This window comes from Micromonospora sp. NBRC 110038 (assembly GCF_020884815.1).
GTDB classification, from domain to species: Bacteria; Actinomycetota; Actinomycetes; order Mycobacteriales; family Micromonosporaceae; genus Micromonospora; species Micromonospora haikouensis.
Genome location: NZ_BBOL01000002.1, coordinates 77,446 through 95,856, shown reverse-complemented (window position 1 = coordinate 95,856; position 18,411 = coordinate 77,446). Strand labels below are relative to the sequence as shown.

Genomic DNA, 18,411 nt, shown 5'->3' with positions numbered 1-18,411 from the left:
GTGTCCGGCATGTCAACGCCCGTCCGGTCTCACCCGACCGACGCCTGGACGGCCGCGCCCGGGCACCGGACGGCGGGCGTGACCACGCGTGCCAGGATGAACGGCATGGTCAGCGGTCCGGTGGCGTTCGTGCTCGGCGGCGGGGGAGTCCTCGGCGCGGTCGAGGTGGGCATGCTGCGCGCCCTGTTCCGCGCCAACGTCCGCCCCGACCTGGTGCTCGGCACCTCGATCGGCGCGGTCAACGGCGCGCTCGTCGCGGCCGACCCGACCGAGGCGGTCACCGACCGGCTGGTCCGGCTCTGGGCGTCCCCCGAGGCCAGCGAGGTGTACGGCGACTCCGTCGCCCGGCAGCTGCGCCGCTTCGCCGCCCGCACCCACCTGCACTCGCCCCGGCCGCTGCGCCGGCTGCTGGAGGCCGAGCTGGGTGAGGAGACCACCTTCGCCGACCTGCGGGTGCCGTTCCGCTGCTGCGCGGCGCACATCGAGCGGGCCGCCGAGCACTGGTTCGACGCCGGCCCGCTGGTGCCGGCGGTGCTCGCCTCCGCCTCGGTGCCGGGGCTGCTGCCGCCGACCGAGATCGACGGGCAGCACTTCATCGACGGCGGGATCGTCAACTCCATCCCGATCGGCGCGGCGGTCGAGGCCGGGGCGCGGGAGATCTTCGTACTCCAGGTGGGCCGCATCGAGCGGGAGCTGACGCCGCCCCGACGGCCCTGGGAGATCGCCCAGGTCGCGTTCGAGATCGCCCGCCGGCACCGGTTCTCCCGGGAGATGGCGGCGCTGCCCGACGGGGTGCGGGTGCACGTGCTGCCCACCGGGGGGCCGGGCCCGCGCGAGGACAGCCCGTGGGCCTACCGGGACATGGCGGCGGTGGGGCGGCGGATCAGCCGCGCGTACACGGCCTCCCGCCGCTACCTGGCGACCCACCTGGACCGCTGATGCCGCTGCCGCCCCGATGGGTCCGCCGGCTGCTGCTGGCGCCCGGTGTGGTGCTGCTCGCCGTGGCCGTGGTGACCACGCTGCCGGTCTGGGCGTTCGCCGCCCTGGCGCTGTCCCCGCTGGTCCCCGGCCGGCTGCGACCGCTGCGCCTGCTCTGGATCGGCTGCCTCTACCTGGTCTGGGACGCGGCGGCGCTGCTGGCCCTGTTCGCGCTCTGGCTGGCCTCCGGCTTCGGGGTGTGGAAGCGGACGCCGCCGTTCCAGCGGGCCCACTACGTGCTCGCCGGCCACTTTCTCCAGGTGTTCTTCTGGCAGGCCCGGTGGACGCTGCGGCTGCGCATCGACGTGGTCGGCACCGACCCCGACACGGCGCTGCCCGGCCGCCCGGAGCTGGTGCTCTGCCGGCACGCCGGGCCGGGCGACTCGTTCATCCTGATCCACGCGCTGGTCAACTGGTTCCACCGGGAGCCCCGGATCGTGCTCAAGGAGAGCCTCCAGTGGGACCCGGCGATCGACGTGCTGCTCAACCGGCTGCCCAACCGGTTCCTCGCCCCGGCGGCCGACCGTCGGGGGTCGGTGACCGAGCAGATCGGCCACCTGGCGACCGGCCTGGACGACGACGACGCCTTCGTGATCTTCCCCGAGGGGGGCAACTTCACCCCGCGTCGCCGGCTGCGCGCCATCGCCCGGCTGCGGTCGCGCGGCCTGGAGCGGATGGCGCTGCGGGCGGAACGCATGCGGCACGTGCTCGCCCCGCAGCCGGGCGGGCTGCTCGCCGCGCTGGACGCCGCCCCCGACGCCGGGGTGATCTTCGTGGCGCACACCGGCCTCGACCGGATGCTCACCGTCGCCGACGTGTGGCGGGAACTGCCGATGGACAAGCGGATCATCATGCGGTTCTGGTCGGTGCCCCCGGAGGAGATCCCCGCCGGCCGGCAGGAGCGCATCGACTGGCTGTTCGACTGGTGGTCACGCATCGACGAATGGATCGCGGCGCACCACGACGGGGGCGTCGACGGCGCGTAGGGTGCGCTGGTGGAGCAGATCAGCGTGGTGACGACCGTGGTGGACAGCCGCTCGGTCGCGGACGTGCTCGCGGCGGCCGCGGTCGCCGGTCGGCTGGCCGCCTGCGCGCAGGTGGGCGGCCAGGTGGACAGCACCTACTGGTGGCGGTCCGCGGTGGAGACGACCACCGAGTGGTCGGTGCTGTTCAAGACCGCCCCGGACCGGGTTCCGGCGCTGGTCGACCACATCCGCCTCAGCCATCCGTACGAAGTTCCGGAGGTGCTGGTGACCCGGGTCGACAGCGGCAACCCCGACTACACGGCCTGGGTGCACGAGCAGACCCGGCCCTGAGTACGCGCACTCTGGGTGGGGCTTGACCAGGGCACCATGATGGCCGGGTGGACACGAGTGGCTACCCCTGCCCGGCGTGCGGTGCCCCGGCCGACCTGAGCGTCGGCTGCCGGCGCTGCGGGCGGGCCCCCGACCCGACCGCGGCCGAGGTGATCCGGCTCGACCGGGAGATCGTCGTGCTCTCCGGGCGGGCGGAGCAGGCCCGGCGGGCGTACCTCGAACTGGTCGAGGCGGTGCGGTCGGCGCAGGTCCGCCGGGCGGACCTGGCGGCCCGGGTCCGGGCGGCGACCCCGGTCGGTGCCCCGCGCCCGGCCGGGCCGGTTCCCGCCCCGCCGCCCCTCGTCGCGCCGGCTCCCGTGCCGGCGGCCGGGCAGCAGGTGCGGCCGTCCGGCCCGGCGCTGCCGGTGCCCGGCCAACAGACGCAGCCGCCGGGTCCGGCCGTGCGGCTGCCCGGCCCGGCGCTGCCCGCGCCGGTCGGGGCGGTGCCGTCCGCGCCGTTCGGGGCGGTGCCGGCGCAGGTCGGCGGGGCGGAGACCTCCACCCGCACGGTGCAGGGGCTGCTCTTCGTGCTCGGCGGCCTGCTGCTGGGCACGGCGGCGGTGGTCTTCACGGCGGTCGCCTGGGCCACGGTGGGCGTCGCCGGCCGGGCGCTGATCCTGCTCGCGTTCACCGCGCTCGCCCTGGCCGTCCCGCCGGTCGCGGCGCGGCGCGGGCTGCGCGGCACGGCGGAGACGTTCGCCGCCGTGGGGCTGCTGCTGGTGGTGCTCGACGGGTACGCCGCCTGGTCGGTGGACCTGTTCGGGGTGGCCGGCTGGCCCGGTGCCCGCTACGCCGCGCTGGTCGGGGGGGTCAGCGCGGCGCTGGCGGCGGGCTACGGCCGGCTGACCCGGCTGACGGTGCCGTGGTTCGCGGCGTTGTTCACCGTGCAGCCGGTGCTGCCGCTGCTGGCCGGCCCGGCCCACCCGTCGGCCGCCGGCTGGACGGTGGTGTTCGTCGGCGTCGCGGCGCTGAACCTCGTCGTGGTCGCCGCCCTGCGCGACCGGGGCCCGGCCCTGGCCCCGGTCCCGCCGGGGTCGCCGGCCCCGCCGGCAGCGGCGTCGGCGTCAGCGCCGGTAGGGGGAGCGCCGCTCGGGGGAGCGCCGGCCGGGGAAGCGCCGGCCGGGGGAGCGCCGGCCGGGGGAGCGCCGGTCGGGGCGGGGGCCGCCGGGGGGTCGGCCCCCGCCGCCGGCCGGGTGCTGGCCTGGCTCGGCTACGGCGGCGCGCTCCTCGTCGCGGCCGGCTGCGCGCTGGTGCCGCTCGCCGTGGGCCGGGCCGCCGGGTCGCCGCTGCTGGCCGGCGGGCCCCTGCTCCTGGTCAGCCTGGCCCTGCTCGGCGCGGCGCTGGTCGCCGGCGGCCGGTTGTTCCGCGCCGCCGCGGCCGGGGCGCTGGTCCCGGTGCTCGGCCTCGCGCTGCTGCGCCCGGTGGCGGAGCTGCGCTCCGGACTGCTGACGCTGGCCACGGCGCTCGTCGCGCTGGCGCTGGCCGGGGCGGTCCGGGCGCTGCCCCGCCGGGTCGGCACCGGGCCGAGGGCCGGTGCCCTGGTGGTCGCCGCCGGGGCGGCGCAGGTCGGCGCGCTGCTCGCCGTGCTGCTCGGCGCGGTCGCGGTGGGTCGGGTGCTGCCGCCCTGGTCGGGTGTCGGCCCGGGTCCGCACCTGCCCTGGGGGTGGCAGGTGCCGGTGGCCGTGGCGCTGGCGGCGGTCGCCCTGGCGGCGCTGCTGCCCCGGGTGGCCTGGCCGGTGATCGGGGTGGTCGCGGTCGCGTTCGCCACCCTCGGGGTGTCGGGCGTCGGGCCGCTGCCGTGGCCGGCGGTGCCGGCCGCCGGCCTGGTCGTCGGCGCGGGGCTGCTGCTGTTCGCCGTCACCCGGGCCCGGCCCTGGTGGGGCGTGCTGGCGGCGGCGGTCGCCGGTGCGGCGCTGGTCGGGCACGCGCTCCTGGTCGGGCTGGCCTACCCGGCCGGGGAGGCGGCGCTGCTCGGCGCGGTCGTCCCGCTCGGGCTGGCCGTCGCCGCCCTGGGCCGGCGGGCCGCCGGCGTCCGGCGGGGCGTCGCGGGGGCCGCCCTGGCCGCCGCGCTGCTGGCGGTGCCGGCGACGGTCACCGTCGCGCTCTTCGCCGCCGCGGTGCCGCCCTGGTGGCAGGCACGGGCCGCCCTCGCCGCCGTCGGGCTGCCGCTGGTCGCGCTGGTCGCCGTCCGCCGCCGGTGGCCCGAGCTGACCGGGTACGCCTCCGTCGCCTTCGCCGCCGGGTCCGCGCTGGTGGCGCTGGCTCCCCTGGCCGTACGGGTCGACGAGCCGGTGGCGCTCTACGCCGCGGTGGTGGTCCTGCTGACCGTGCTCGCCGGGCCGGGCACCCGGCCGACGGGAGCGCCGCTGGTCAGCGGCCTCGGCCTGCTCGCGGTGGCGCTGTTCGCCGCCGCCGGGGTGCTCGCGCGGGTGCTCGTCGCCCCGTACGGGGAGGTGGCCGCGCCGTGGTCCGGCGCGCCCACCGGCGGCCCGGTCCCGGGGGCCACCCCGGCCGGCGTGGCCCTGCTCGTGCTGACCCTGGCCGCCGCGCTGGCGGGCCGCACGCCCGGCCCGGGGCGTTCTGCGACTCCGGTCGGCGGGGAGGACGGCTTCCCGCCCGGGGCGGGGCTGCCCACGTCGTCCGGCGGGCAGCCGCCCCGGGCGGCGGGGTGGGCCGACGCGGCGCTGTCCGCGCTGCCGTTCGCCGCGGCGGCGCTGCCGGTGCTGCTCGCCGCCGCCGGCACGCCGTGGCCGGTGGTGCCGGCGGTGCTGCTGACGACCGGGGTGGCCGCCCTGCTGGCCGCCGCCCTGGCCCGGCCCCGGCCGCTGCTCGTCGCGGTCACCGTGCCGGTGGGGCTGGTGGCCACCGTGACCGGGCTGGGCGGGCTGCTCGCCACCCGGGCCGGCACCCTCGCCGGCCTCGGGGCGCTGGTGGTGGCTGGCGTGGTGGCCGCCGTCGCGGGCCGGACGGGCGCGGCCCGGCTGGCCGCCGCCCTGACGGCGGTCGGGTCGGCGACCGGGTTCGCGGTCACCGCCGCGCTGGCGGCGAGCCTGCCGCTGCGTACGGCCTCCTTCGCCGTGCTGGCGGTGGCGGTGCTGGCCCTGGCCGCCGCCGCCCTCCCGTCCGGCGTCGACCCGATCCGGGGCCGGGTGCTCGACGTGGCCGCCCAGGCGGTGGCCCTGCTGGCGGTGCTGCTGGCCGCCGGGTCACCCCGGTACGCCGCCGCGGTCTGCGTGCTCTGGGGGGCCGCCGTGGGGCTGCGGCTGCTGCGCCGGGGCGAGCCGGTCGGGTGGCGTTGGGCGTTCGCGGGCGTCGCCGGGGGCAGCGAGCTGCTCGGCGCGTGGCTGCTGCTGATCGCGGGCGGGGTGGTGCTGCTGGAGGCGTACACCCTGCCGGCGGCGGGCCTGGCCCTGGCCGCGGGCGCGGTGGCCCTGCGCACCCGGCCGGGCCTGAACAGCTGGCTCGCGCTCGGGCCGGGGCTGGTCGCCGCGCTGCTGCCCAGCGGGGTGTCGGTGCTCTTCGCGCCCGACCCGCAGCCCTGGCGGCGGCTGCTGCTCGGGGCCGGCGCGCTGGCCGTGGTGCTGGCCGGCGCGGCCCGCCGCTGGCAGGCCCCGGTGCTGCTCGGCGGGGCCACCCTCGTCCTGCTCGCGCTGCACGAGCTGGCCCGCGGCTGGGACCTGCTGCCCCGGTGGATCTTCCTCGCGGTCGGCGGGCTGGCCCTGATCGGCCTGGCCGCGACGTACGAGCGACGCCGGCGCGACCTGGCCCGGTTCCGCGCGGCGGTGGGACGGATGAGCTGACGGTGGGGTCGGCGGGAACGAGTGAAAGGGTGGGGTCGTGGGGCTGACGGGCCGACCGGGCGGGGCTGGTGGGGCCGTTGGGTCCGCCCGGTCGGCCCGCGTCCGGGGTAGGGCAAACCCCACCTGGGAAGCTGGTGCTGCCCGGGTTACCCAGAGCTACTGTTGCCGCGAGACTCGACATCAGGGCACGCCGTCCGGCGTGGCCCGGGTGCCGAGATGCGGGGAGCTCAGATGGTGCTTGCAGCGACAGCGGACCCGCCAGCCCGACGGGGCAGCGATTTCGCACAACTTTCCCGCAGGATCAGCGGGGCGGGCCTGCTCGACCGCCGGCCCGCCGGGTACGCCGTCCGGATCGCCCTGACCCTGGCGGCCTTCGTGGCCGGCTGGGTGGCGGTGCCGCTGGTCGGCGACTCCTGGTGGCAACTGCTGGTGGCGGCCGGCCTGGCCGTGGCCACCACCCAGGTGGCGTTCCTCGGGCACGACGCCGGCCACCGGCAGATGTTCCGCCGACGCGCGGCGAGCGAGGCGGCCGGGCTGCTCGCCGGCAACCTGGCCGTCGGGCTCAGCTACGGCTGGTGGGTCGACAAGCACAACCGCCACCACGCCAACCCCAACCACCACGACGAGGACCCGGACGTCGGGGCCGGGGCGCTGGTCTGGTCGTACGAGCAGGCCGCCGCGACCCGGGGGATCGGGCGGCGGCTGGCCCGGCGGCAGGCGTGGCTGTTCTTCCCGATGCTGCTGCTGGAGGGGCTGGCCCTGCACGTGGCGAGCGTGCGGGCGCTGCTCGGGCGCACCCCCGACGGCCGGTACGCCACCCCGATGCGGCACCGGGCCGTCGAGGGGCTGCTGCTCGTACTGCACGCGGCCGGCTACCTCGGCCTGCTGTTCGCGGTGCTGTCGCCGGGGAAGGCGCTGGCCTTCATCGCCGTGCACCAGGGGCTGTGGGGGCTCTACATGGGGTGCGCGTTCGCCCCGAACCACAAGGGCATGCCGATGCCGACGGCCGACGAGGACCTCGACTTCCTGCGCAAGCAGGTGCTCACCTCACGCAACGTGCGGGGCGGCTGGTTCGTCGACGTCGCGCTGGGCGGGCTCAACTACCAGATCGAGCACCACCTGTTCCCCAACATGCCCCGGGGCAACCTGCGTCGGGCTCGGCCGATCGTGCGGGCGTACTGCGCCGAGCACGGGGTGCCGTACGTCGAGACCGGGCTGGTCGAGTCGTACCGGCAGGCGCTGGCCCACCTGCACGAGGTGGGCCGCCCGCTGCGGGGCTGAGCGGGACGCGGGCCGGGGCCGGGCCGGGACAGCACGCCCGTCCCGGCCCGGTGGGCAGGCGTCGGTCAGGTGCCGGCCCCGGTCAGCCCCGTCGGCGCCTCGACGACCTGGCTGGCCGGTGGCCGGGACACGGACACGGGCGTGCCCCAGTCGGAGTAGATGACGCTCATCGGTCCGAGCAGCGGGCTGACCACCGTGGTGTCGACCCCGAGCTTCTTCAACCGGCCCTGCTCGTCCACGGTGGCGGTGAACGGCACGGCCTTGGCCTTGTCGCTCAGGTCCGCCAGGGTCTTGCTGTTGGCCATGCTCTTCGAGTAGTCGAGGGTGCCCACGAAGGTGCCCGGACCGATGCGCCGCACCTCGACCACGGCGTCGAGCATCTTCCTGACGCCCACCGGGTCGTCGGCGGGCATCAGCCCGAGCTGCCCGCCCGAGCCGAGGTTGCGGGTGTCCAGGTGCAGCCACTTCCCGGACCCGCCGGTCGCGGCGCCGAGCTGGCCGCCCATCTTGACGTACGCGTCCCGGCCGATCATCAGGACGCGGGTCTCGCCGGCCGTGCCCAGCTCCATCGTCATGTCCATGGCCGGCACCTTCGGGTCGGACAGCCCGGTCCCGCGCAACCCCGTCGAGCTGACGTAGATCCGCATGCTCTCCTCGTTGAGCCTGCGCACGGCGGCCCGCAGCTCGTCGGCCGGATCCGCGGTGGTCGCGCCCGCCGGGGCCGCGCTCGCGGCGTCGCCGTTCGCAGCCGGGGCGTCGGTCGTGGCCGGGTTGCCGCAACCGGCCACCGCGAGGCCGAGGACGGCGACGTACGCGACCCCCGTGGTCGCCAGCCGTCGGAGTTTCGTCAACACGCGCTCCTCGCCAGGTTGAGGTGGGCCGGCCGGGCGTCACTGCCTCCCGCCGGCCCGAGTCGGCGCTCAGCCTAGCGGCCGGCACCGACCGGCGGGCGTCGATGCCGGCGCACGTCGGACCGGCCCGTCGGTCCCCTGGCGGTAGGGTCTGGCCATGGCAGACGTGCTCACCGCCGAGGCGGTGCGAGACGGGCTGGGCGGCCTGGCCGGCTGGACGGGTGATCCCACCGGGATCAGCCGCACCGCCGAGCTGGGGAGCTTCCCGGCGGCCGTCGCGGTGGTCGACCGGGTCGCCGAGGTGGCCGAGGAGCTCGACCATCACCCCGACATCGACATCCGGTGGCGGACCCTCACCTTCCGCTGCGTCACCCACTCGGCCGGCGGGGTCACCCACCGGGACCTGGAGCTGGCGCGGCGCATCGACGACATTCTCCGGAGTGCCCGATGAGATTCGAGATCAGCAAGGTGCTCGACGCCATCGAGGGGCGGGTCTGCACCGACCCGTCGCTGGCGCGGGCCGTCCTCGACCTGGCCGAGGTGATCCGCTACCAGGACCTCGACGGCGGCCGGCCGGCGAACCTGCTCCGGCTCGGCATGGTGATCGACGCGCTCGCCCGCGACCTGGAGGAGGACAGCGTCCCGGTGTACGCGATCGTGCACCGGGCCCTGCTCTCCGACGCCGACCTCACCTCCAACGAGCGGATGGTGGTGCGCCGCTGGGCCGACGACGGCCTGGTGGAGGTGCTCGACCACCCGGGCGACCGGATGCTGGAGGTCGCCGACCTGCTGGGGCTGCCGGTGCTCAGCCGGGCCCGCTTCGACGGCCTGCGCGGCCGGTTCCCCTGGACCGTCGAGCAGCCCGGCCGGGTGCTCGCCCCGGTGCCCGGCGCGGGCGGGCCGGTGTTCATCGCCCACGTCGGCGGCGGCAACGTGCCGGTCGCCGGCACCCGCTCGGCGACGGGGGAGAAGCTGCTCGCCCGGCAGTGGCGCTGCCCCGAGCCGGGCTGCGCGCTGTTCGGCGGCGGCGGGGGTGGCGGCGCGTTCGCCGACCTGGCCCGGGTCGAGCGGGCCCCGGCCGGGCAGCCGCCGCCCTCCCTGCGCGGCGGCGTGCCGACCTGCCCCCGGCACGGCGCGCGGCTCGGCGACGCCGGGCCCCGGCCCCGCACGGAGGTGCTGGCCGTACGCATCGGCGGGCTGATCCGCCGCCGGTTCGTGCTCACCGAGGAGCAGCCGGTGCTGGTCGGGCGCGCGCCGGAGCAGCAGGGCGGGATCGTGCTCGGCCAGTGGCTCAACGACGAGGCGCGCCGCTGGATCAGCCGCGGCCACGTCCGCTTCGAGCTTCGCGTCGGCGAGGTGATCGTCACCGACGTGAGCACCAACGGGTCGGGGATCCGCCCCGGCGGCTCGATGACGGAGGCGGACCGGATCGCGCTCAAGCCGCAGCAGTCGCGGGTGTTGTCCGCCGGGGACATGGTCGAGCTGTATCCGGGGGTGCAGGTCGGCCGCGCCGACGAGCTGCCCTCGGGCGCGCCGTTCACCCCGACCTCGGTGATGGCCGAGGCCCCGACGATGGCGATGCGCCTGCCCCGGCCCTGAGCCGGGTGCGTCGGCGGGCGCCGGGCCGTGGCCCGACGCCCGCCGACGTCGTACGGTCAGTCGGCCAGCACGGCGGCGAGCTGGGCGACCGCGTGGTCGATCTCCTCGGCGGTGATGACCAGCGGCGGGGCGAGCCGGATCGTGGAGCCGTGGGTGTCCTTGGCCAGCACGCCACGGGCCATCAGCCGCTCGCACGCCTGCCGGCCGGTCATCAGCGCCGGGTCGATGTCGAGGCCGGCCCAGAGCCCCCGGCCCCGCACGGCGACGAGGCCCCGGCCGACGAGGCCGCGCAGCCCGGCGTGCAGCCGCTCGCCCAGCTCCGCCGACTGGCGCTGGAACTCGCCGGTGGCCAGCAGCCGGACGACCTCGGTGGCCACCGCGCAGGCCAGCGGGTTGCCGCCGAACGTCGAGCCGTGCTGGCCGGGCTGGAGCACCCCGAGCACGTCGGCGTTCGCGGCGACCGCGGAGACGGGCACGATGCCGCCGCCCAGCGCCTTGCCCAGCAGGTACATGTCGGGCACGACGTCCTCGTGGTCGCAGGCGAACGTCGCCCCGGTGCGACCCAGGCCGGACTGGATCTCGTCGGCGACGAACAGCACGTTGCGCTCGGTGCAGACCCGCCGTACGCCCGGCAGGTAGCCGGCTGGCGGCACCACGACGCCCTGCTCGCCCTGGATCGGCTCCAGCAGCACAGCCACGGTGTCGTCGTCGATCGCCGCCTCCAGCGCCGCCAGGTCGCCGTAGGGGACCACGGTGAAGCCCGGCGTGTACGGCCCGAAGTCGGCGCGCGCGTCCTCATCCGTGGAGAAGCTCACGATGGTGGTGGTACGCCCGTGGAAGTTGCCCTCGGCCACCACGATGTTCGCCTGCCCGGCCGGGACGCCCTTGACCCGGTAGCCCCACTTGCGGGCCACCTTGATCCCGGTCTCGACGGCCTCCGCGCCGGTGTTCATCGGCAGGACCATGTCCTTGCCGCACAGCTCGGCCAGCTCCCGGCAGAAGTCGGCGAACTGGTCGTGGATGAACGCCCGGCTGGTGAGGGTCAGCCGGTCGAGCTGCGCGTGCGCGGCGGCGATCAGCCGGGGGTGCCGGTGACCGAAGTTGAGCGCCGAGTATCCGGCGAGGCAGTCCAGGTAGCGCCGCCCGTCGACGTCGGTGAGCCAGGCGCCCTCGGCGGAGCTGACCACCACCGGCAGCGGGTGGTAGTTGTGCGCGGTGTGGCGCTCGGCGTCCCGGACCGCCCCCGGCGTCCGCAGCATGTCTTCCACGATCACTTGCTCGCCTTTCCCTGACGGAGTCGCAACGTGCAGCACTTCGGTCCGCCGCCGGCCTTGCGCAGCTCGGACAGGTCCACCCCGATGGTCTCGTAGCCCCGGTCGCGCAGTTGCGCGGCCAGGCCGGTGGCCTGCTCGGGCAGCACCACGTGCCGGCCGTCGCTGACGGCGTTGAGGCCGAGCACCTCGGCGTCGGCGGCGGTGGCGTGGACGGCGTCGGGGAAGAGGCGGCGCAGCGCGGCCCGGCTGCCGGGCGAGAACGCCTCCGGCAGGTACGCCACGGTGCGCTCGTCGAGCACGGTGAGCGCGGTGTCCAGGTGGTAGAAGCGGGGGTCGACCAGCTGGAGGGTGATCACCGGGTAGCCGAAGACCTCCTGGAGCTGGGCGTGCGAGGCGTGCGCCGTGCGGAACCCGGTGCCGGCGAGCAGCACGTCCCCGGCGAGCAGGACGTCGCCCTCGCCCTCGTTGACGTGCTTCGGGTCGTGCAGCTCGAAGCCGGCGGCGGCGAACCAGGCCCGGTAGGCGGGGGCCTCGTCGGCGCGCTGCGGGTCGCGGAACTGCACGGACATCGCGTGGCCGTCGATCACGGTGCCGCCGTTGGCGGCGAAGACCATGTCGGGCAGGCCGGGGACGGGCACGATCTCCTCGACGGTGTGGCCCAGCTCGCGGTAGACCTGCCGGAGCCGCTCCCACTGCCGCACGGCCAGCCCGGCGTCGACGGGGGCGGTGGGGTCCATCCAGGGGTTGATCGCGTAGTCGACGGCGAAGTACGTCGGCCGGCACATCAGAAAGCGCTGGCTGGTGGCGTCCATCGTCACTGTCCTGCTCCCATGGGTCGGGCGCGCCCGGCCACCTTCGGCCCACGGGCTGGCGCCGTTGCCCAACGGTATGCGGGCGCAGCGACGACATCCACCGCCGGAAGTTGCGTCGCCCGACGATTCGTTGCGTCTCGGACGCCGACAGCGGCGATCCGTTGCGCCTACGCTGGTCCCGCCCTGTCGCCACCCGCCACCCCGCCACCCGCCCCGCCCCGCCCGCCGCCGCTCCGCCGCTCCGCCTCGCCTGGGCGGGGCGAGCCGCCCGAACGTGGACACTTCGCGTTCGCTCCCGACAACAGCTGTCCAAGATCGCCGCAGGGCGAGCGGGAGCGGAGCGAGCGGGGTCTAGGGGGTGGGTGGGGTCGTGCCTGCTACGCCCAGGTGCACGTGGTGGTGGCGGGGCGCGTCGATCTCGTCGAGCAGGGCGAGGGCGAGGTCCGGGTAGGTGATGCGGCTGCCGGCGTCCGCCGTGGCGAACCGGTAGCCCCCGGCGGGCTGGCCGGTGTGGTCGAAGTCCCCGGCCGGGCTGAGCACCAGCCAGTCCGGAGCGCCCTCCGCCCGGCGCAGCGCCTCGTTGCCGGCACCGTGCCCCAGGCAGAACGCCCGGTACTCCTGCGGGTAGCCGGGGGTGTCCAGCAGCAGGGCCCCGGCCTCGGTGGGCAGGACGGCGGCCAGCCCCACGACCACCAGCCGGCCCACCCCGGCCCGCCCCAGCCCGGACGCGAGCGCGCGGGCGGCGGCCGGGAAGAACACGTCGGCCGGTACGCCCAGGTCGGCGGCGGTGTGCACCGCCGCGTCGTGTCCGGCCGCCAGTTCGGCGACCCGCCCCGCGTCGGTGACGTCACCGGAGGCGACCCGGACGCCCCGCTCGGCCGCCAGGGCGGGGTGGCGGGCCGGGTCCCGCACGACGGCGGTCACCTCGTGACCACGCGCCCGTGCCTCGGCCACCACGGCCCGGCCGGCCCGGCCACCGGCCCCGAAGACGACGATCCCACTCATCGACGTACCCCCTCGCTCCGGTCGCCCCGCCGGCGACCTCGCAGCGACGCTAGCCGGGGGGCCGGTTACCGCCCGGATACCGATTACGGTGAGTGTCATGGCGACGCCACTGGACCCGGAGATGTTCGACCCGCTCTGCCCGTCGGACCTGTCGCCGTTCCGGTTCGGCGACAAGTGGGGCGGCATGGTGATCCGCTGCCTGGAGGGCGGCCCCCGACGCTTCTCCGAGCTGCGGGTGCCCCTGCGCGGGGTCAGCGCCAAGGCCCTCACCGCCTCGCTGCGCCGGCTGGAGGCCAGCGGCCTGGTGCGCCGCTCGGAGCAGCCCGGCCCGCCGCGCCGGGTCGAGTACGCCCTCACCGCGCTCGGCCGCAGCATGCTCGGCCCGATCGAGGCCGTCTGCGCGTGGAACCGCGAGCACTGGGACGAGCTTCTCGACGCCCGGGAGGGCGTCGCCCACCCGGACTGAGGCGGCGACCGGGGGCGGGGCCCGCCCTGGGGGTGCCACCCGGAACATGCTCGCCGGACATGCTTCGGGGGCGGCGAATCGCCGCCCCCGAAAAGGGTGTGCCCGGCCGGTGAACCACCGGAGAAGTCGGGCTGCCGGCGAGTCGCCGGGTCGCACAGTCCCGGTGCACCACCGGGTCCCACAGTCCCGGCGCACCGCCGGGGTCGAGCATCCCCGGTGCACCACCGGGTCGATCAGGGCCGGCGCATCGCCGGGTCGAACTGTGCCGGCGCACCGCCGGCGGGGTCCAATGTGCCCGTCAGAGGCGATCGACAAACTGTGAGTCGAGCCACTCGCGCAGCCGCTGCACCCAGTCGCCGTCCGTGGTGGGCCAGACGAACTGCCCGGTCATCGCCAGCACCCCGAGCACCACGGCGGCCACGCCGAAGGCCATGCCCAGCAGCGCGTCCGTCTTGCCCGCGATGTGCCGGCGGCGGGTGGCGAGCAGGCCGAACACCGACAGCACCGCCCCCAGCGCGCCGACCGCGATGCCGTACCCGGCGAGGGTGCCGGTCAGCACGGCGGCCAGCCCGGCGACGCCGACGACCAGGCCGAGGGTGGCGAGCAGGCTGGCCCTCGGCTTCGGCCCGGCCACCACCGGCACCGGCTCCCGCCGGGTCTCGGCGTCGGCGTCGACCCGGTCGGCCGGCAGCGGCCGTTCGGTGGTGCGGTCCGTCGCCGGTGCGGCCGTGGGAGCCGCCGGCAGGGTCCGGGTGACGCCGCGTTCCCGGTCGGCGGTCCGCTCCGGGTCCGGGGAGTCCACCGTGGGCGCGGCGGTGGTCGGGCGGCGCAGCTCGCCGTCCGGGGTGCGGGCGGTGGCCGCGCGGGCGGTGGCGGCCCGGGCCAGGGCCCCCCGCTCGGCGGCCCGTCGCTCCACGTCGGAGGCCCGCTCGCCGTCGGTGGCGGTCGCGCTGCTGCGGTACGTCGTCTGCTCCCCGCCCCGGTCGGTGACCACCGGCTGCCCGTCGGGGCGGCCGTCGGTGCCGGACGCGACAACTCCGTCGCGCTCGTCGACCCGGCCGTCGCCGTTGCTGTCGTACGTCGTCGCCGGCTCGTTCCGGCGGGACAACAGCGAAGGAATCTTCACCTCATCACCTCCTGATGAACGCGTGGAGACCTCGGAAGCGCCGGTGGCAGCCACGCGGTAACGCCACCGAGGTACCCAGCCGCCGATCCGGCGACACCCGGTTCACCCGATCGGGGCGCGCGGCCCCCGCCGAGTCCGCCGTGGCGCCAAGATCTTGGTGAGAAATGGCCCCTCTGGGGGCCGAAACTTACCAAGATCTGCTTCGGCTGCGTGTGCGTGGGTGCAGGTGGTCAGCGGCGGCCTGCCGCGCGTCCGACCGGCATGTCGGCAAGGCGGTGACCTTGGCCCGGCCTCGGGGCGGCAGCCGGCCGTATCGGCCTGCGCGGGGTTGGTGCAGGGCACTGCGGCCTCAGCCCGGCCGGCTGGACGAAGATCGACCGACGAGCGCCCCCTGTACGTGCAGCTCGCCGACCTGATCGCCAAGCGCATCGAGTCGGGGGAGTTGCAGCCGCTCAAGCCGCTGCCGAGCGAGCTCCGGCTTCAGCAGGAGTACGGCGTGGCACGAGGCACGGTCCGTGCCGCGATCGCTCTGCTGCGCGAGCGCGGGCTGGTCATGACCATGCCGCAGCGCGGGACGTACGTCACCGAGGGCCGCTGACCCCACTGCTGACTATGCTGGCGGCCGTGCCAGAGGGACATACCATCCACCGCCTCGCCGCCCGGCACGCCGAGTTGTTCGCCGGGGCCGAGGTGCGGGCCACCAGCCCGCAGGGCCGCTTCGCCGACGGCGCGGCCCTGCTCTCCGGCACCGTCCTGGAGGGCACCGAGGCGTACGGCAAGCACCTGCTGCACCACCACGCGAACGGGCTGACCCTGCACGTGCACCTCGGCCTGTACGGCAAGTTCGCCGACGGGTCGGGCGAGCCCCCGCCGCCCGTCGGTCAGGTGCGGCTGCGGCTGACCGGCGACGGTTCGCGTACGCGCTCCGGGCCGGCGGCGTCGGACGGCGGGCACTGGCTGGACCTGCGCGGCCCGAACGCCTGCGAGCTGCTCACCCCGCCCGAGGTGGCGGCGCTGCGCGACCGCCTCGGCCCCGACCCGCTGCGCGCCGACGCCGACCCGGCCCGCGCGTACGCCCGGATCTCCCGCAGCGCGACCCCGCTCGCGGCGCTGCTGCTCGACCAGTCGGTGGTGGCCGGCACCGGCCTGATCTTCGTCACGGAGGCGTTGTTCCGGGCGGGCCTGTCGCCGCTGCTGCCCGGCCGGGAGCTGACCCCGGCCCGGTGGCGGGAGCTGTGGGCGGACCTGGTGCACCTGATGACCCGGGCCGTCGAGGCGGGCCGGATCGACACCGTGCGGGACGCCCACCTGCCGGAGGCCACCGGTCGCGCGCCCCGGGTGGACCGGCACGGCGGCGAGGTCTACGTCTACCGCCGTCCCGGCCAGCCGTGTCACGTCTGCGGCGACGAGGTGCGCCGGGGCGAGCTGGCGGGCCGCAACCTCTACTGGTGCCCCACCTGCCAGCCCGGCCGGCCCTGACCCGCCGCCGCTCAGGCGAGGTCGAGCAGCCAGCGGACGATCTCGGCGTGCTCGGTGAACACGACGTCATCGGTCATGCTCCAGGCCAGCGTGTGCCCGATCGCCCAGCCCAGCACCCGCTCGCGGTCCAGGCCCAGGTCGCCGGTCAGTTTGTCCAGCCGCCGCCGCACCGCCGCCGGGGAGTGGCCCAGCTCCTGGCCCCGGACGATCGCCACCACGCCGAACTCGCGCTCCCCGGCCAGCGGCTTCGGGTCGATCACCAGCCACGGCTCGCGGGTGGCCCGCAGGATGTTGCCGGCGTGCAGGTCCTGGTTGACCAGCACCTGCTCGCCCTGCGTGTCGACCAGCTCGGCGAGCCGGCCGAGCGCGGCGTCGAGCAGCCGGCGCTCGAACGGCCGGCCGAGCCGCTCCCAGCGCACCGGCAGCTGCTCCGACCAGCCCGCCGCCTCCTCGGCCAGCGGCGTGAACGGCGCGCCGACGGGTCGCCACAGCCGGGGCAGCAGCCCGGCGACGACGTCCAGCGCCTCGTCGAGCGTCACCTGCGGCGCTCCGTCCCGACCGACGGCGTGCAGCTGCGTGCCCGGGTCGCAGCGCTCCACCAGCAGCGCCCGCCGACCCGGGTCGTGGGCCAGCAGCCGGGCCGCCCCGTCACCCGCCCAGCATGCCAGGGCCGTGGCCTCGTGCACGCTGTCGGCGTCGGGAAGCTGGAGCTTGAGCACCGCCCGGGTGCCGTCGGGCAGCTCGACCGGCCGCGCCAGGGAGGCGAACGCGTACGGAAACGGCGGGCCGGTGAGCCGCAGCCCCCACTGCTCGACGCAGTCGGCGAGCCGGCCCGGCAGCGCCGCCAGCCAGGCCCGGCCGAAAGGCGTCCGCCGCAACCAGCTCAGCCGCTCGGGGATCTCCAGCTCCGTCTCCATCGGACCATCCTGCCCCACCGCCGCTGCGCGCCGGGGACCGCTCAGCGCAGCCGGTGGATGTCGCCGTACGCCCGGTAGAAGCCGCCCCGGCCCGCCTCGCGGACCTCGGTGACCAGGTAGCGCGCGCCCGGCTCGCGGATGCCCTTGGGAAACTGCACCGACCAGTCCCGTCGGTAGCCGTCGGAGAGCACGTGGACGCGCAGCCGGCCGCCGTCGTCGACGCACTGCACCACCACGCCGCCCCGGTCGTCGGTGACCACCTCCACGGTGGTCCACGCCGCCGGCTCGGGCTGCCGGGCGGGGGCCTTGACGTCCACCACCTCCGGCACGGTGCCCGCCTCGGCGGCCCGGATCGCCGGCTCGCTGGCGTCGACGCAGGCCAGATAGCCGCTGGTGGTGACCACGTAGAGCCGGTCATCGTGGAATTGCATCGAGTAGGCCGAGCCGCAGCCGGTGCCGAGCTTCCACAGCCGGTTGCCGGCCGCGTCGAAGCAGTAGATCGACGACTGGTTGTCGCCGGCGAAGACGTACCGGCCGTCCTCGGCGGTGGCGCACGAGAAGACCGGGGCGTCGCAGCGGTACGTCTGCTCGGCCCGCCCGTCCTTGCGCAGCCGCACCACCTCGCGGGTGCCGGTGCCGGCGAACACGGCGTCGCGCTCCTGCCAGCCGAACAGCACCGACCCGGTGCGGGTGTGCCACAGCTCCCGGCCGGTGCGCCAGTCGTAGCCGGTGACCCCCTGCGAGTGGCCGTGGTAGAGCGCGTCGGCGTCGCAGCGCACCATCCACGCCGCCCGGCCGCGCCCCGGTCGCCGCCACAGGAACTCGTCCTCGTGGTCGATCGCGGCGATGCCGCCGTCGGCGTCGGCGACGCCCAGCACCCCGTCGTGGATGTCCAGCCAGTAGATGTCGATGTCGGGGGCGATCGCGTACGCCACCCGGGGCACCTTGCCCGACAGGTCGTAGACGTTGCCGTCGTCGCAGCCCGCGTAGAGCCAGGCGTCGTCGGCGACGATGCACTTCACCCCGTCGGGCAGGCGGACCTGGTCGAGCACCCGGGCGTCGTGGTCGAGGGTGGTGATCACCCCGTGCTCGTTGCCGACCATGCAGTGCTGCCCGTCGACGAAGATGCCGAACGCGGGCGCGCCCGAGGCGTACCGCCACAGCACGGGGGCGGTGCGGGCCGTCGAGCGGGTGCTGACGATCTGCCGCCGCGACACGGGCCGCTTCTGGCGGACGCCGGGCACCGCCGGGGCGTACCCCTTGCGGACCTTCTCGCCGATCTTCTTCGCGGCGGCGGCGCGGGCGCGCGCGTTGTCCGGGTAGGTCGTGGTCTTCACCTGACCCTGGTCGCCGATCCGGCCGTAGCGCAGCGTCAGCGCGGTGTCGTCCACCACCACCTCGTAGAACTTGTGCGCCGCACCGTCCGCTTCGGACAGTTCGAGGTAGGTCGTCTCCTGCGACATGGTGA

The 18,411-nt window shown here is 76.3% G+C and carries 17 protein-coding genes; 10 read left to right on the top strand and 7 right to left on the bottom strand.

Annotated features, from left to right (window positions below; genetic code table 11):
* The first annotated feature begins 105 nt into the window (after window positions 1-105).
* From LPU61_RS08040 to LPU61_RS08020, 5 genes are all read left to right on the top strand, one after another.
* Window positions 106-939, top strand: coding sequence for a patatin-like phospholipase family protein (locus tag LPU61_RS08040; RefSeq protein ID WP_229404623.1), 834 nt, complete (start codon window positions 106-108; stop codon window positions 937-939).
* Window positions 939-1,964, top strand: coding sequence for a 1-acyl-sn-glycerol-3-phosphate acyltransferase (locus LPU61_RS08035; protein ID WP_043965948.1), 1,026 nt, complete (start codon window positions 939-941; stop codon window positions 1,962-1,964). The genes LPU61_RS08040 and LPU61_RS08035 overlap by 1 nt, the downstream gene beginning before the upstream one ends.
* Window positions 1,965-1,973: 9 nt before the next feature.
* A complete protein-coding gene (gene cutA / locus LPU61_RS08030; protein ID WP_074472721.1) occupies window positions 1,974-2,294 on the top strand; it encodes a divalent-cation tolerance protein CutA in 321 nt (106 codons plus the stop codon).
* A gap of 47 nt (window positions 2,295-2,341) precedes the next feature.
* Window positions 2,342-6,133, top strand: a complete 3,792-nt coding sequence (locus LPU61_RS08025) for an SCO7613 C-terminal domain-containing membrane protein (protein ID WP_229404622.1) — start codon at window positions 2,342-2,344, stop codon at window positions 6,131-6,133.
* A gap of 231 nt (window positions 6,134-6,364) precedes the next feature.
* The gene (locus tag LPU61_RS08020; protein WP_229404621.1) at window positions 6,365-7,414 is read left to right on the top strand and encodes an acyl-CoA desaturase; all 1,050 of its coding nucleotides are present in this window, start codon (window positions 6,365-6,367) and stop codon (window positions 7,412-7,414) included.
* Window positions 7,415-7,479: 65 nt separating this feature from the next.
* On the opposite strand, the gene LPU61_RS08015 is transcribed toward LPU61_RS08020, so the two are convergent.
* Window positions 7,480-8,265: a hypothetical protein gene (locus tag LPU61_RS08015; protein ID WP_229404620.1), complete on the bottom strand. Its 786-nt coding sequence runs from the start codon at window positions 8,263-8,265 to the stop codon at window positions 7,480-7,482.
* A gap of 157 nt (window positions 8,266-8,422) precedes the next feature.
* Between LPU61_RS08015 and LPU61_RS08010 the strand changes: the two genes are divergently transcribed.
* Window positions 8,423-8,716: a 4a-hydroxytetrahydrobiopterin dehydratase gene (locus tag LPU61_RS08010; RefSeq protein ID WP_043965956.1), complete on the top strand. Its 294-nt coding sequence runs from the start codon at window positions 8,423-8,425 to the stop codon at window positions 8,714-8,716.
* Window positions 8,713-9,864 (top strand): FHA domain-containing protein, encoded by a 1,152-nt coding sequence (locus tag LPU61_RS08005; RefSeq protein WP_043965959.1) that lies wholly within the window; start codon window positions 8,713-8,715, stop codon window positions 9,862-9,864. The genes LPU61_RS08010 and LPU61_RS08005 overlap by 4 nt, the downstream gene beginning before the upstream one ends.
* 56 nt (window positions 9,865-9,920) lie before the next feature.
* Here LPU61_RS08005 and rocD read toward each other — a convergent pair whose 3' ends face one another.
* The 3 genes from rocD to LPU61_RS07990 form a co-directional block, all read right to left on the bottom strand.
* Window positions 9,921-11,135, bottom strand: a complete 1,215-nt coding sequence (gene rocD, locus LPU61_RS08000; RefSeq protein ID WP_199486115.1) for an ornithine--oxo-acid transaminase — start codon at window positions 11,133-11,135, stop codon at window positions 9,921-9,923.
* On the bottom strand, window positions 11,135-11,950 hold the full coding sequence (gene ddaH, locus LPU61_RS07995) for a dimethylargininase (protein WP_199486104.1): 816 nt from the start codon (window positions 11,948-11,950) through the stop codon (window positions 11,135-11,137). The genes rocD and ddaH overlap by 1 nt, the downstream gene beginning before the upstream one ends.
* Before the next feature lie 351 nt (window positions 11,951-12,301).
* The gene (locus LPU61_RS07990) at window positions 12,302-12,955 is read right to left on the bottom strand and encodes an NAD(P)-dependent oxidoreductase (protein ID WP_229404619.1); all 654 of its coding nucleotides are present in this window, start codon (window positions 12,953-12,955) and stop codon (window positions 12,302-12,304) included.
* Between the two features lie 97 nt (window positions 12,956-13,052).
* Here LPU61_RS07990 and LPU61_RS07985 point away from each other — a divergent pair, with 97 nt between their 5' ends.
* Window positions 13,053-13,421, top strand: a complete 369-nt coding sequence (locus LPU61_RS07985; protein WP_043965966.1) for a helix-turn-helix domain-containing protein — start codon at window positions 13,053-13,055, stop codon at window positions 13,419-13,421.
* Window positions 13,422-13,719: 298 nt separating this feature from the next.
* On the opposite strand, the gene LPU61_RS07980 is transcribed toward LPU61_RS07985, so the two are convergent.
* Window positions 13,720-14,547 (bottom strand): DUF4383 domain-containing protein, encoded by an 828-nt coding sequence (locus LPU61_RS07980; RefSeq protein WP_229404618.1) that lies wholly within the window; start codon window positions 14,545-14,547, stop codon window positions 13,720-13,722.
* Between the two features lie 397 nt (window positions 14,548-14,944).
* Here LPU61_RS07980 and LPU61_RS07975 point away from each other — a divergent pair, with 397 nt between their 5' ends.
* Both LPU61_RS07975 and LPU61_RS07970 read left to right on the top strand, forming a co-directional pair.
* On the top strand, window positions 14,945-15,145 hold the full coding sequence (locus LPU61_RS07975; protein ID WP_229404617.1) for a winged helix-turn-helix domain-containing protein: 201 nt from the start codon (window positions 14,945-14,947) through the stop codon (window positions 15,143-15,145).
* A gap of 26 nt (window positions 15,146-15,171) precedes the next feature.
* Window positions 15,172-16,026 carry an Fpg/Nei family DNA glycosylase gene (locus LPU61_RS07970; RefSeq protein ID WP_229404616.1) on the top strand — a complete coding sequence of 285 codons (855 nt, stop codon included), beginning with the start codon at window positions 15,172-15,174 and terminating at the stop codon, window positions 16,024-16,026.
* Window positions 16,027-16,037: 11 nt separating this feature from the next.
* Here LPU61_RS07970 and LPU61_RS07965 read toward each other — a convergent pair whose 3' ends face one another.
* Both LPU61_RS07965 and LPU61_RS07960 read right to left on the bottom strand, forming a co-directional pair.
* Window positions 16,038-16,943 (bottom strand): aminoglycoside phosphotransferase family protein, encoded by a 906-nt coding sequence (locus LPU61_RS07965; protein ID WP_043965968.1) that lies wholly within the window; start codon window positions 16,941-16,943, stop codon window positions 16,038-16,040.
* Window positions 16,944-16,984: 41 nt separating this feature from the next.
* Complete coding sequence (locus LPU61_RS07960; RefSeq protein ID WP_229404615.1) at window positions 16,985-18,406, bottom strand: WGR domain-containing protein; 1,422 nt, start codon at window positions 18,404-18,406, stop codon at window positions 16,985-16,987.
* Window positions 18,407-18,411: the final 5 nt, after the last annotated feature.

Coding starts and splice junctions, on each gene's coding strand:
- LPU61_RS08040 (WP_229404623.1), top strand. CDS start 106: ATGGTCAGCGGTCCGGTGGCGTTCGTGCTCGGCGGCGGGGGAGTCCTC.
- LPU61_RS08035 (WP_043965948.1), top strand. CDS start 939: ATGCCGCTGCCGCCCCGATGGGTCCGCCGGCTGCTGCTGGCGCCCGGT.
- LPU61_RS08020 (WP_229404621.1), top strand. CDS start 6,365: ATGGTGCTTGCAGCGACAGCGGACCCGCCAGCCCGACGGGGCAGCGAT.
- LPU61_RS08010 (WP_043965956.1), top strand. CDS start 8,423: ATGGCAGACGTGCTCACCGCCGAGGCGGTGCGAGACGGGCTGGGCGGC.
- LPU61_RS08005 (WP_043965959.1), top strand. CDS start 8,713: ATGAGATTCGAGATCAGCAAGGTGCTCGACGCCATCGAGGGGCGGGTC.
- ddaH (WP_199486104.1), bottom strand. CDS start 11,950: ATGGACGCCACCAGCCAGCGCTTTCTGATGTGCCGGCCGACGTACTTC.
- LPU61_RS07990 (WP_229404619.1), bottom strand. CDS start 12,955: ATGAGTGGGATCGTCGTCTTCGGGGCCGGTGGCCGGGCCGGCCGGGCC.
- LPU61_RS07985 (WP_043965966.1), top strand. CDS start 13,053: ATGGCGACGCCACTGGACCCGGAGATGTTCGACCCGCTCTGCCCGTCG.
- LPU61_RS07965 (WP_043965968.1), bottom strand. CDS start 16,943: ATGGAGACGGAGCTGGAGATCCCCGAGCGGCTGAGCTGGTTGCGGCGG.
- LPU61_RS07960 (WP_229404615.1), bottom strand. CDS start 18,406: ATGTCGCAGGAGACGACCTACCTCGAACTGTCCGAAGCGGACGGTGCG.